Annotated in this window: 9 protein-coding genes; 5 read left to right on the top strand and 4 right to left on the bottom strand. The window is 71.3% G+C overall.

The genetic code is table 11. The features are described from left to right. Nucleotides 1–17: 17 nt before the first annotated feature. Nucleotides 18–2714 (bottom strand): ABC transporter permease subunit, encoded by a 2697-nt coding sequence (locus H293_RS0124175; protein ID WP_020120421.1) that lies wholly within the window; start codon nt 2712–2714, stop codon nt 18–20. A 129-nt stretch (nt 2715–2843) separates the two neighbouring features. Between H293_RS0124175 and H293_RS0124170 the strand changes: the two genes are divergently transcribed. Genes H293_RS0124170 through H293_RS0124155 form a run of 4 tightly spaced genes read left to right on the top strand, consistent with a single transcriptional unit; the run spans nt 2844 to nt 7564 of the window. After that, complete coding sequence (locus H293_RS0124170) at nt 2844–4088, top strand: ABC transporter substrate-binding protein (protein ID WP_020120420.1); 1245 nt, start codon at nt 2844–2846, stop codon at nt 4086–4088. Nucleotides 4089–4099: 11 nt separating this feature from the next. Further along, on the top strand, nt 4100–4825 hold the full coding sequence (locus H293_RS0124165) for an ABC transporter ATP-binding protein (RefSeq protein ID WP_020120419.1): 726 nt from the start codon (nt 4100–4102) through the stop codon (nt 4823–4825). Nucleotides 4826–4835: 10 nt separating this feature from the next. Then, complete coding sequence (locus H293_RS0124160) at nt 4836–6176, top strand: phenylacetate--CoA ligase family protein (RefSeq protein WP_020120418.1); 1341 nt, start codon at nt 4836–4838, stop codon at nt 6174–6176. Then, nucleotides 6176–7564: an acyl-CoA reductase gene (locus tag H293_RS0124155; RefSeq protein WP_020120417.1), complete on the top strand. Its 1389-nt coding sequence runs from the start codon at nt 6176–6178 to the stop codon at nt 7562–7564. Before H293_RS0124160 ends, H293_RS0124155 begins: the two co-directional genes overlap by 1 nt. A 579-nt stretch (nt 7565–8143) precedes the next feature. On the opposite strand, the gene ligA is transcribed toward H293_RS0124155, so the two are convergent. Continuing rightward, nucleotides 8144–10243, bottom strand: a complete 2100-nt coding sequence (gene ligA, locus H293_RS0124150) for an NAD-dependent DNA ligase LigA (protein ID WP_020120416.1) — start codon at nt 10241–10243, stop codon at nt 8144–8146. 215 nt (nt 10244–10458) lie between these two features. On the opposite strand from ligA, the gene H293_RS57385 reads away from it, so the two are divergent. Then, a complete protein-coding gene (locus H293_RS57385) occupies nt 10459–10656 on the top strand; it encodes a Rossmann-fold NAD(P)-binding domain-containing protein (RefSeq protein WP_259294523.1) in 198 nt (65 codons plus the stop codon). Nucleotides 10657–10667: 11 nt separating this feature from the next. Here the strand turns inward: H293_RS57385 and H293_RS0124140 are convergent, their stop codons facing one another. Next, nucleotides 10668–11678, bottom strand: a complete 1011-nt coding sequence (locus tag H293_RS0124140) for a sensor histidine kinase (RefSeq protein WP_028808141.1) — start codon at nt 11676–11678, stop codon at nt 10668–10670. Further along, nucleotides 11624–12406, bottom strand: a complete 783-nt coding sequence (locus H293_RS0124135; protein ID WP_020120413.1) for an MEDS domain-containing protein — start codon at nt 12404–12406, stop codon at nt 11624–11626. The genes H293_RS0124140 and H293_RS0124135 overlap by 55 nt, the downstream gene beginning before the upstream one ends. Nucleotides 12407–12758: the final 352 nt, after the last annotated feature.

Below are 12758 nucleotides of genomic sequence, written 5' to 3'. Positions count from 1 at the left end.
CGCCCGGGACGGGGCGCTCAGACCAGCGTCTCCGGCTCCAGGTCGCCCAGGTAGGCCGCCCGCACCGCCGGATCGCGCCGTACCTCCTCCGGCGTACCCGCGCAGATCCGGCGGCCGAAGTCCAGGACCACGACCTGGTCGCAGACGCTCATCACCATGTCGACGTCGTGCTCGACGAGCAGCACGCCCATGCCCCAGTCCTCGGCGAGCCGCCGTACCAGGTGGGCCAGTTCCCTGGTCTCGTCGTCCGAGAGGCCCGCCGCCGGTTCGTCGAGGAGCAGTACGGACGGCGAGGCCGCCACCGCGCGAGCGATGGCCAGCAGTCGGCGCTCTCCGTACGACAGGTCGTCCACCGGCTGGTCCAGACTGTCCTGGAGCCCGAACTCCCGTACCGCGACGAGCACATGGGCGGGCAGCGGGCGGCTGCCGGGACGGATCAGGTCCGTGAGGTACGCCCAGCGGCCGGGCCGGTCGCAGGCCGCGTACAGGTTGTCCAGGACGGTCATGTCCTCGAACAGTTCCAGGGACTGGAAGGACCGGCTCAGACCGGCGGCGGCCCGCCGGTGGACCGGCAGCCGGGTCGCGTCCCGGTCGCCGAGGCGCACACTGCCCGACGCGGCCCGGGTGAAGCCGGTGACCGCGTCGATGGCGGAGGTCTTGCCGGCGCCGTTGGGACCGATGAGCCCCACGACCTGGCCCGGTCCGACGTCCAGGGAGAGCCCGTCGACGGCGACGACACCGCCGTAGCGGACGGTGAGGTCCCGTACCTGGAGGTGGAGCGGGGCGGCACGGGTCACGGTCGGGGAGGCCGGCGGCTCGTCCTTGGGGACGGTCGCAGGGCGCTTCGAAGGCAGCTTGAGTCGGCTCCCCGCCGCCCGTGTGCCGAGGCCCTTGCCGATGCCGTCCTGGTTGCCCACCAGCGTCAGCACCAGGATGATCCCGCCGATCAGCGGCATCCACGCGCTGAGCCCGGGCAGCACGAGGTCCCCGAACCGGGCGCCCACCGTGCCCGCGGCGAAGGTCGCGCCGAACAGCGGACCGGCGAGGAAGCCGACCCCGCCGATGACCGCGAGGCCGAGCGCGGTGATGGAGCCGAAGCTCGCGAAGTCGGACAGGACGACCGAGGTCGAGCGGAAGCCGGTGAGCACTCCGGCGAGCGCGGCGATGGCCGCGGACAGGCCGAAGGCGTAGAGCTTGGCGGCGCGGACGTCGATGCCGAGGGCGGCGGCGGCCCGCTCGTTCGCCCGTACGGCGATCAGCCGGCGGCCGGTCCGGCCGCGCCGCACGTTGGCGACCACGAGCGTGGCGGCGACGAACAGCACGAGCACCACGGCGGCGTACCGCTGCGGATGGTCGACGCCGGAGATGCTGATCCCGAAGAGTGTCTGCTTGCCGACCGCGATGCCGTCGCTGCCCGGGGTCGTCGACAGGTCGGTGTTCTGGAAGACCATCGCCTCCAGGGTGGTGCCGAGGCCGAGGGTGATGATCGCGAGATTGACGCCGCGGGTGCGGACGGCCGGGAGTGCGAAGAGCAAGCCGATCGGCACGGTACCCAACACCCCGGCCAGCAGGGCGAGTTCGAACGGCCAACCCCAGTCGGCCGCCGCGTGCCCGGCGAGGAAGGCGCCGGTCCCGGCCAGTGCGTAGGCCGCGAGGGAGACCTGTCCCGCGTATCCGGTGACCACGACGATCGACAGGATGATCAGCGACAGCACCAGAGTGGTGGTGATCGCGTCGGCCCACAGCGGTGTCGCCAGGCTGACCAGCGCCAGCCCGGCCACGACGGCGAGCGCCAAGGGCAGGGGGCGCACCCTCCCGGTGCCCAGACCGGGCAGCCGGTCCAGGACCGTGCCGCGCAGTGGCAGCGCACGGCCGCGTGCGACCAGCACCAGCGCGATGAAGAGGAAGGGGACCGAGGCGGCGAGCCCGGTGACGTCGGAGCCGAAGCGGGTCAGTTCGGACTGCACGACGCCGATGACCAGGCCACCGGCCAGTGTGACGGGGAACGAGGAGAACCTGCCGACCAGGGCGGCGGCCAGGGCGCTGAGCAGGAGGGTGGTCAGCCCGGTCACGGACAGACCGATGACCGGGACGATCAGGATGCCCGTCAGCCCCGCGAGCGCCGACCCCAGCGCCCAGTTGCCGGTGGCGATCAGGTCCGGGGACCAGCCGAGCGAGGCGGCCGCGCCCTCGTTCTCCGCGACCGCGCTGGTGCCCAGGCCGAACAGGGTGCGCTTGTAGAGGAGATGGAGGAGCACGGTCACGGCGACCGCGATGCCGATCAGCCAGACGCGGTCCTCGGAGACCGTCGCCCCGGCGATCGTCAGCAGCTTGGTGGGCAGCTTGCCCGGCACCAGCTCCAGGCTGTCGCCGTAGCGCTTGACGGCGATCGCGGTGACCACGATGAAGACCGCCAGGGTGCCGACCAGGCGGGCCAGCGAGGACGCTTTGCGCAGCGGGCGGAGCACCAGCAGGTGGGTGAGCACGCCAAGGACCGCCGAGGTGAGCACGCCGCACGCGGTGGCGGGCCAGTACGGCACGCCATGCTGGGTCGCGAGCTCCCACTGGACATAGGCCCCGGCCATTCCGATCGCGCCGTGCGCGAAGTTCAGGACGCCGGAGCCCCGGTAGACCAGCACGATGCCGTGCGCGGTGAGCGCGTAGAGGGCGCCGAGACCGAGGCCGAGCAGGGCGAAACGCAGGACGTCGTCCATCGAGGAACCTCCCGAGGGCAGGAGCGAGACAGCACATTCATTTAAATAATTGTGCCGAGAGTACTTCACTAACCACAAAACGCACCCCATGCTGTTCGGCATCTCGACGACGAGCACAGCGGAGGAACCATGTACCACTCACGCCGACGCAGAACCGCCGCAGCGAGCGCCCTCGCGGTGACCGGAGCCCTGCTCGCCGCCGGCTGCGGGGGAGAGGCGGCCGGCAGTTCCAAGGAGGAGACCTCCGCCCTGAAGGGCACACCGGTCAAGGTGATGGTCTGGACGCCGGAGGAAACCCAGGGCAGCGCCCAGCCCGGAGTCCGGCTCACCGCCCAGGCCTACGAGAAGTGGATCAACGCCAACGGCGGGATCAAGGGCGCCCCGCTGAAGGTGCTCACCTGCAACGAGAAGAACAACCCCGACGAGGCCGAGAAGTGCGCCCAGCAGGCGGTCGCCGAGAAGGTGGTCGCGGTGGTGGGCTCCTACAGCCTCGCCGGTGATCGCTACATGCCCATCCTGCAGAAGGCCGGCATCCCGTACCTCGGCGGCACCGGAGTCTCGGCGGCCGAGTTCTCCAACCCGCTGTCGTTCCCGGTCAACGGCGGCACCCCGGTGGTCTTCGCGGCCCACGGCCGGCAACTGGTGCAGAACGGCTGCAAGAAGATCTCCGGCGTGCGCTACGACGTGGCCGCCGCCGCCGTCGTCTCGCAGTTCCTCACCGTCGGAGCGCTCTCCGCCGGAGGCGCGGCGCCCAAGGACATCAAGGTGCCGCTCACCGCCACCGACCTCGCCCCGCAGGTCGCCGCCGCGACCAAGGGAAGCGACTGCGTGAGCGTCATCATGGGCACAGCCTCGGGCCTGTTCGTGAAGTCCTACGTGCAGTCGGGCGCAAAGACGAAGCTCGGCAGCGTCGTCGGCAACCTGACCCCGCAGCTCGCCGAGAGCACCGGCGGAGCCGGCGGCCCGCTGGAGGGCGCCGCGATCACCGGCTACTTCCCGCCGACCTCCGACGCAGCCTGGAAGGACTTCCTCGCGGCCACCAAGGGCGACAAGGACATCGACACCAGCAACGGCGCCAACGAGACGACCTGGGTGGCCTTCAAGGTCTTCACCGAGGCCGCCAAGAAGCTCCCGACGATCACCGCGAAGGCCCTCGTGCAGGAGCTCGACACCAGCCCGGGCATCGACACCGGCGGACTGACCCCGCCGCTCAGCTGGAAGGCGTCCACGGCCCTGCCGATCAAGGGCCTCGACCGCATCCACAACACCACCGCCACCGAACTGACCATCCGCGACGCGAAGATCGAGTGGGCCAAGCCCGGATCGACCTTCGTCGACGTCCGCAAGGTCCTGACGGCCCTGCCGTCCAGCTGAGGAGCAGGCCCGTGCCGGACACCGACGCACCCTTGATCGAAGCACGCTCCCTGTCCGCCGGATACGGCAGCCGGCCCGTCGTCCGCGACCTCGACCTGGAGGTCGGGCCCGGCGAGGTCGTCGCCCTGCTCGGCCCCAACGGCGCGGGCAAGACCACGATCCTCCGGGCGCTCTCCGGCAGCCTCGCTCCGATGGGCGGCGAGGTGCGCTGGCTGGGCGAACCCGGCCGGACACCGCCGCACCGCCGCGCCCGCCAGGGCCTGGCGTACGTCGGTGAGCGGGCAGTCTTCACCCGGCTCGACACCGCGGACAACCTGCGGGTCGGCCGGGTGAGGTCCCAACAGGCGCTGGAACTCTTCCCGGAGCTCGAAAAGCGCCTCGGCACCGGCGCGGGCATGCTGTCCGGCGGCGAGCAGCAGATGCTGTCGCTGGCCCGCGCCCTGTGCCGCGCGCCCAAGCTGCTCCTCGCGGACGAACTCTCCCTCGGCCTCGCCCCGTTGGTGGTCGACCGCCTCCTGCGCGCGGTGCGCGAGGCGGCCGACCGCGGCCTCGGCGCACTGCTGGTCGAACAGCACGTGCGCAAGGTCCTGGACGTCGCCGACCGCGTGTACGTCCTGCACCGCGGCCGCGTCACCATGACCGGCACCCCGGCAGAACTGCGCGGCAACCTCGACGCGATCGAGTCGTCGTACCTCGCGCAAGCCACAGCGGAAAAGACCACGTACGCAACCGATTGAGGTGAACGCTGTGCCAGGCGCACGCGAGCAGATCCGATCCCGCGTCCTTTCCGGCGACACCTTCGACCAACCGGCCGACGAACTGAGGGAGTTGCAGCTGGAGGCCGCCCGGGAGACCTTCACCGCCCACCGCGAGCGGGTTCCACTGCTACGCACCCGGGCGGCGGAGACCGGCGTCGACGAGGTCACCGGCCTCGACGACCTGGTGCCGCTGCTCTTCTCGCACACCAGCTACAAGTCCTACCCCGTCTCCCTCATCACCGCGGGCCGCTGGGACCGGCTCCTGCGCTGGTACACCACCGTGTCCGCGGTCGAACCCGGCGACGTCGACATGGACGGCGTCCGTGACATCGACGAGTGGACCGACCGCATCACCGCCGTCGGCCACCGCCCGTACATCACCAGCGGCACCTCCGGGAAGGTCTCCTTCCTCAACTGCGACGCCAGTGACCTGAGTTTCCTGCACGACATCCTGGAGCACCTCACCTGCTGGCCCGACCCCCTGCCGGCCAAACCCACCCGCCGCGGCTATCTGCTCGCACCGGCGAGCGGCCCGATGCGCTCCATCGACGGCTTCCGCTGGCACGCCGAGGTCTTCGCGCAGCCCGGTGAGACCCGGCTGCTCACCGAGGACCCGATGCGGGTGTCCGAACTGATGAGCAGCGCCCTGCTGCGCCGCCGGATCGCCGAGGGTGCCGCCACTCCACAGGAGATCAGCTCCTTCGAGACCGTCTCCGAGTCCCGCGAGGGGGAACTCGGCGCGGCCATGGCCCAGATCGTCGACGACATCGCCGCCCACCGCGACGAACCCCTGCTGATCGCCGGCATGAACAACCAGCAGTTCACCCTCATCCAGGCCCTGCGCGCCCGCGGCGTGCCCGACGGCAGCCTGCACCCGGACACGCTGGTGCTCAGCGGCGGCGGCAACAAGGGCCGCGCCCTGCCCGACGACTACCAGCAGCAACTCACCGCCTTCTACGACGGTGTCCGCCGCGTCCGCAGCTACGGCATGACCGAGCTCCAGGGCTCCTGCCTCGCCTGTGAGCAGGGCAACTACCACGTGCCGCCCTGGGTGACCCCCTTGGTGCTCGACGAGCCCGGCGAAAAGCTGCTCAATCCCGAACACGGCGTAGTCGAGGGACGGTTCGCCTTCCTCGACATCTCCCTCGAAGGCCGCTGGGGCGGACTGATCAGCGGCGACCGGGTCTTCGTGGACTTCTCGCCGTGCGCCTGCGGCCGCCCGGGACCGGCGGTCCTGCCCGACATCCGGCGCTACGGCGACCTCGGCGGCGACGACAAGATCACCTGCGCCGCGACACTCGACTCCTATGTGCGGGGGATGATCCACTGATGAGCGGTACGACACTCGACGGCACCGCGGCCGCCCCCGTGACCGTCGTCCACCTGGTCCGGGGCGAGGCCGACCGGAGCACCCCCGTCGACCTCGTCCGGTTCACCGCGCCGGCCCTCGACCTGGACCGCCTCGTGTGGCCGCGCACCGAACCCGGCCCCGCTTTCGACGTGCCCGTGGCGGAGATCGTCGACCTGCTGGTGGAGACCGGCGAGGCGCTCAAGGCGGACCGCGCAGGCCTGCTCGCCGAGGCCCTGGAGCGGATGGTCCCGGTCAGCCCACTGCCCGCGGAGGTGCTGGAGCGCGCCTACGCCGTGCTGTGGCGCAGCTTCCAACGCCCCGGCCTGTACGCCCAGATCGACCACGAACTCGGCGGTGCGGACGTCCTCGACGGCTGGCGCGAGGTACGCCTGCCCGACGACCGGATCGCGGCCACCCGCGCGTTCCCGCCCCGCCTGGTGCACATCATCGCGGGCAACGCACCCGGAGTCGCGGCGATGTCCGTCGTGCGCGGCGCGCTCACCAAGGGCGTCAACCTCCTGAAACTGCCCTCGAACGACCTGTTCACCGCGACCGCGATCCTGCGCACCATGGCCGCGGTCGCCCCCGGGCACCCGGTGGTGCGGTCGTTCTCCGCGGTGTACTGGCGCGGCGGCGACGAGGCGGTGGAGAGCGTGCTGTTCCGCCCGCAGTTCTTCGACAAGCTGGTCGCCTGGGGCGGCGAGTCCACCATCCGCAGCGCGCTGAAGTACGTCGGCCCGGGCTTCGAGCTCGTCTCCTTCGACCCCAAGACCTCCATCTCGATGATCGGCCGCGAGGCCTTCGCGTCCGAGGAGAGCCTTGCCCGGGCGGCGGACGCGGGCGCCGCCGACGCCACCTTCTTCAACCAGCAGGCCTGCGTGGCCAGCCGCTTCCAGTTCGTCGAGGGCTCCTGGGACGACGCCGACCGCTATGCCGCCCTGCTGTGCGAACGCCTGGGCGTGGCGCGGGAGTTCAGCTCGGCCGGCGGCCCACGGGTCGTCGCGGAACTGCGCGAGGAGATCGACGTCCTGCGGTCCATGGAACCCGAGTACCGGGTGTGGGGCGGCTACGACGGCCAGGGCCTGGTCATCCGCTCACCGGAACCCGTGGACTTCCACCCCGACGGGAAGATCGTGGACGTCGTCCCGGTCGCCGCCCTGTCCGACGCCGTCACCCATGCCGGGGTCGCCACCCAGACGGTCGGCGTGTACCCCGACACCCGCACGGCGGAACTGCGCGACGTCCTCGCCTGCGCCGGCGTACAACGCGTGGTCTCCCTCGGCAGGGCGGGCGGCATGCCACCGGGCCTCTCCCACGACGGCTTCTACCCGCTGCAACGGCTCATGCGGTGGGTGAACGACGAGTGACGGCTCCGCCTGCGGCGGGCTCGTCTCCCCGTGTTGCGCCCGGACGGAGTGACCGGCCACCCGGAGGACCGCGGACACCGGCGCGGACCGGGAGGGCATCGTCTCCTGACCCAGGAGCCCCAGCGCGCCGTCTCGATGCTGGGTAGCGAAAGGCGCTGGACTCGGTGAGAAGAAGCTTCGTCGGGGCCGTCCCGAGGTGCGGGCGCAGCGCGAGTCGTGCCCCGGGTCTGTGAATCGGCCACTGCCGCCCGTCGCACCCTGCGGCCGCCGTCCCGTCAAGTCGGTCTCGCAGCACCAGGGATGACAGCCGGCCGCCCACGCCGGCGGCCGGCGCGTGAAGGCCCCGGCTGGACGGGGGAGACCAGCCGGGGCCGTAGGGCGGTGGCGTGCGGAGGGCGGTCGCCTCTCGGCGGGGTGCTCCATGGGGCTTCAGCCGAACGATCGTCCCCATGGGCGGAAGGTGAGGCCCGGGGACACTGTCCCCTCCACCAGCCACATACACATGAACGGTCCACCGTGGTGCGGTGTTCCCGCTCACTGTCTTCGTCGCGGTGAGCTGCGGCACACCCGTCGTACTGGTCAGTTCGTGAAGTCGGCGACCAGGGCGGCGAATTCCTCCGGGGTGGCCAGGCGGATGCCGAGGTCTTCGGCCTTGGCCCGCTTGGATCCCGCGCCCTCCCCGGCCACGACCAGGGTGGTCTTCTTGGAGACGCTGGAGGAGGAGCGGCCGCCGGCGCGTTCGATCAGTTCGTTCATCTGGTTGCGGCTGAGTTTCTCCAGTGCGCCGGTCATCGCGCCGGTGACCACAACCGTCATCCCGGCCAGCGGCCCGGCCGCCGCATCCGTGCCGCCGGCAGCGGCAGCGGCAGCGGCGTCGGTGTCGCCCGCCGCGGGCGGCGGCGGGGTCGCGCCGGGTTCGGTCATGTTCACCCCTGCCGCCGTGAGTTTGTCGATGAGCGGGGCGAGTTCGGTGAGTTCGGCGACGATCGAAGGGGCCTTCTCGGGGCCGATGCCCTCGACCTGCTGCATCGTTTCGGCGTCGGCGGAGCGGACGTTGTCCATGGTGGCGAAATGGCGGGCGATGCGGCGGGACATGGAACGGCCGGTGCCGCGGACCCCGAGCGCGCACAGCACCCGCGACAGCGGACGGTCCTTGGCCGCGGTGATCGCTGCGAGCAGATTGTCGGTGCTGGTCGCGCCCATCCGCTCCAGCGCCAGGAGTTGGTCGCGGGTGAGGGTGAAAAGGTCGGCGAGATCGGCCACCAGGCCGGCCTCGACGAGCTGCACGATGCGGGTGGCGCCCAGGCCCTCGATGTCGAGCTGGTCGCGGCCGGCGGCGTAGGACAGGGAGGCGACCAGATGGCAGTTACGGCCCTGCTCGCACCGCCAGCGCTCCTGGCTGGTGTCGATGGCGGAGCCGCACCGGGGGCACACCTCGGGGAACACGATCGGCTGCTCGTCGCCGGTGCGCAGGTGGGCGACCGGTGCCTCGATGCGCGGGATGACGTCGCCGGCGCGATGGACCATGACATGGTCGCCCAGGCGCAGGTCGCGGCGGGTGATGTCGGCCGGGTTGTGCAAGGTGGCGTAGGTGATGGTGGCGCCCCCGATCTCCACCGGCTCCAGGACGCCGCGAGGCGCGATGATCCCGGTGCGCCCCACGTTCCACTCCACCTCGACCAGGCGGGTGATCTTCTCCACGGCGGGAAGCTTGTAGGCGATCGCCCAGCGGGGCGCACGCGATCCGGATCCCGCGGCCTGCTGGTCGGCGGCCAGGTCGGCCTTGATGACGATGCCGTCGATCCCGAAGGGCAGCTCGGCGCGTAGCGCGGCGATCTCCCGCACCCTTTCCAAGACCTCCTCCACGGACGTGGCGACGATCCCGGGGACCGCGGTGGCGGCAGGAGTGTGCACCCCCAGTCGTGCGGCCAGGACCATCAGCTCGCTGTGCGCGAGTCCGTGCAGCCGCTCGGCGAGCTCGGCGCCGGTGTCGGCCAGGGGCAGCAGGCCATAGCCGAAGAACGTCATCGCCACCGTGTACGCGCGGTCCTTGGCCCGCAGCGTGCCCGCGGACGCGCCGCGCGGATTGGCGAAGGGCTGCCCGCCGTGCGCGGTGCGCACCTCGTTGGCGTGCTCGAACTGGGCCGTCGTCATGAGGACTTCGCCGCGCACCTCCACGGTGACCGGCTGGTCCAGCTTCTCCGGCAGCCCTTCGAGGGTGCCGATCGCGTGCGAGACGTCCTCCCCGGCGAGTCCGTCGCCGCGGGTGATCAGCCGCGTCAGCCGGCCGCGGGTGTATCGGGCCGCGACGGCGAGCCCGTCGAGCTTCGGCTCGACACTGAACCGGGCGAGGTCGTGGCCCACCCTGCGGGCCAGCGAGTCGGTCCAGGCCGTGAACTCCTCCGGCGAGAACACGTTGTCCAGACTCAGCATCGCCACCGTGTGCGGCACATCGCCCTCGACCGCGCCGCCGGCGACCTTGCCCGTGGGGGAGTGCGGCAGCACCTGGTCCGGATGTGCGGCCTCCCATACGGCGAGGCCGCGCACCAGCCGGTCGTAGGCGTCGTCATCCAGGGGAGAGGTGCCGCCCTCGTAGTAGGCGGTGGCGGCCTGGACCGCGTCCTCGACCGCCTGGGCGTAGGCAGCGGCATCCACGATCTGCGCAACGGGTGTCGTCATGCCGCCATCCTGACGGGCACCACTGACAATGCCTCCCGTCGACGCCTCTGGGGGAGCAGCCGGACCTGGGTGGTGTGGCCGACCATGGGCGCCGCCCAGGACCTGCCCCCCGACCTTGGGGGCTACGCCGCAGTTTGATCCGATCAGGACTCCGTCCCGGCCGCCCTCGGGCAGTACGCGATCGCGGCGTACGCCGTCGCGCGGAAGTTGAGGACGTGGGTGAGGTCGATGCGCGCCCGTGCACGGGATGCCCGCGCTGGGCCGTGGACCCCGGGCAGACCGCGACCGACTTCACCGGCGGCCTCGGACACAGCGTCGCCGACGGCGCCGAGTCCGTCGTGACCCTGGCGACGATCGGCCCGGACGGGCCGACGGGACAGTTCATCGACCGATCCGGGAACCTGCCTTGGTGAACCTGCCCTGGTCAGCCGGTGAGGCTGGTGTGGAGGCGGATCGTGGTGCCGGTGTCGGGGGTGGAGCGGATTTCGACGAGGTCGCAGAGTTGGTGGGCGAGCCACAGGCCCCGGCCGCCGGCCTGGGTGCTGGTCGGCCTGTGCCGTCCCGCCAGGGGGTTTGCGATGTAGCCGGCGTCGCGGAACTCGCACACGAGCCGCTGGTCCTCGCTCCAGGTGCGCAGCGTGCCGTGTCCGCCACCGTGGCGGATGCTGTTGGTGGCGATCTCGGTGGCGGCCAGGTGCAGCTCGCGCAGCCGGCGGTCGGCGAGCCCGAGCTGTTCGGCGCAGGCCGAGATCTTCTCCCGCAGGGCGGGCAGGTCGCCGCTGGCGTAGATGAATTCCTCGTAGGGGTCGCACGGGTGGCTCAGCTGAACGAAGTCGAACGGAGCCTGCGGGTCGTAGTCCTTGCACGGTGTGCTGCGCCCGCCCGAGCGGATCTGGGGGTGGCAGCGGCTCAGCTGCTCCAGGCCGGCGTTGTCACCGGCGGTGTCGTAGGGGCACAGCAGCCACCAGGCGGGGCCGTCGGCGAAGGCCTTGTTCAGCAGCCACTCGTGATAGCGCAGCTGTTCCGCCTGCGCCGGGCTGCGTACCTCGTCCCAGGGGGACTCGCCGATTCCGCGCACGGGCCGGCCCCCTGCGGCATGCTCCTTGATCCAGTCCTGCCAGGCTCCGATGAGCCGGCCCGGGTGGTGCGCCACGGCGCTGGTGTCGACGTAGCGGACGGTGCCGTCTTCGGGCACCTCGGAGCGCAGCAGGGACGCCTTGTCCTCGGGGACGGCCACCACGACCGCCTCACCGTCGTCAAGGGCTTCCTGGATGAAGCCGACGGTGCCCTGCAGGAACTCGTCGCGGCCCGCGTACGGGTACAGCTCGTGCCGGTACCCGGCCTGTGCCGACGTGGGAGTGTCGGAATGCGAAGGGAGGGTCACGACGCCATCACCACCGGAATCGAGGGGACGGCGAAGCCGGACAGTTCCCATGCCAGCCGGACCGTGTCGTTCGTGCCTTCCAGGACGACTTTGCGATCGGGAAGGTGCCGGGAGGCGTCGGCCAGAGTGCCCATCGCGGCCGCGTCGAAGAATTCCAGGGCGTGGCAGAGCAGGCGCACGGTCGCGCTCTGTGCGAGCAGCGTGCACAGGACCGCACCGAAAGCGTCGGCGCCTTCGGCGTCGATGACCCCGTTCACCGTCCAGCCTTCCTTTCCTGTCCGGTACACCTGGAATGCGGGCGATGCCGGACGGCTGCCCAGGTGGTGGGGGTGCACACACCTGATTTCCTCCAGTGCAGAAGCGCCCCACTCGGCACCGCGGTAGGCGCAGACCACCAGGGCGCCGCTGTCGGCGGCGAACTCCTCCAGGTCCAGCTCACTGCGCAGCAGCTCCTCAGGGCCCTCGGGCCAGACGCCGGGGGTCACGTGGTGCAGCACGCGCAACGACCGGTACCCCTCCCTTCCGGCGGCCTCCGCTTCGCGGCGCACCGCGGTGATCAGGGGGCCGTCGAGCCGGGCCGGGTCGAGCACGGTCTGGGCGAACTGGCCGGCCGTCTCCATGGCCGGGCCGACGATCATCACCTTGTCGCCGAACAGGGCCCCGTCCGCCACGAAGGCCCGGCTGCGGTCCATGAGGTCGTCCGCCGGCCCCATCAGCTGACAGACGTGATCACCGGTGCCGGCCTCGTCGAGTGTGGCCAGGGTGCGCGCCGCTCTCACCGATCCTCCCTCGCTTTGGTGCGCTCACCCTACTGACTTACCCCTCTCAGTGTCGGGGCGGGCAGCCTCGGCACGGGACGCGCGCGCATCTGCACCGCAGGCCCAAGAGTGCGTGCGAGTGGGACAGGTCCAGCCTGAAGAGGGGCCTTGGGGTCGTGCTCTCAACGGACAGATCACATGTGTCTCTGCGCGGGGTGGAGCGGAATCCGGGGCTTGCCGAGGCTGCCGATCAGGTCGCCTTCGGTGATCGGCATGTCGTCACGACGCCCATGGCAACGGAGGACGGTCAGCACACCAACGACTTCGATTGGACCGGTGGCCCCTGGTACGTCCGCTCCTGATCCGTCGTTGT

It is taken from the genome of Streptomyces canus 299MFChir4.1 (assembly GCF_000383615.1).
Lineage (GTDB): Bacteria > Actinomycetota > Actinomycetes > Streptomycetales > Streptomycetaceae > Streptomyces > Streptomyces canus_C.
Note: the sequence above shows the minus strand (reverse complement) of the source record. Positions and strands in the feature narration are given on the sequence as shown.

Excerpts from the sequence above, each read along its gene's own strand:
- H293_RS0124175 (WP_020120421.1), bottom strand. The coding sequence starts at position 2,714 with ATGGACGACGTCCTGCGTTTCGCCCTGCTCGGCCTCGGTCTCGGCGCC.
- H293_RS0124170 (WP_020120420.1), top strand. The coding sequence starts at position 2,844 with ATGTACCACTCACGCCGACGCAGAACCGCCGCAGCGAGCGCCCTCGCG.
- H293_RS0124155 (WP_020120417.1), top strand. The coding sequence starts at position 6,176 with ATGAGCGGTACGACACTCGACGGCACCGCGGCCGCCCCCGTGACCGTC.
- ligA (WP_020120416.1), bottom strand. The coding sequence starts at position 10,243 with ATGACGACACCCGTTGCGCAGATCGTGGATGCCGCTGCCTACGCCCAG.
- H293_RS0124140 (WP_028808141.1), bottom strand. The coding sequence starts at position 11,678 with ATGGGAACTGTCCGGCTTCGCCGTCCCCTCGATTCCGGTGGTGATGGC.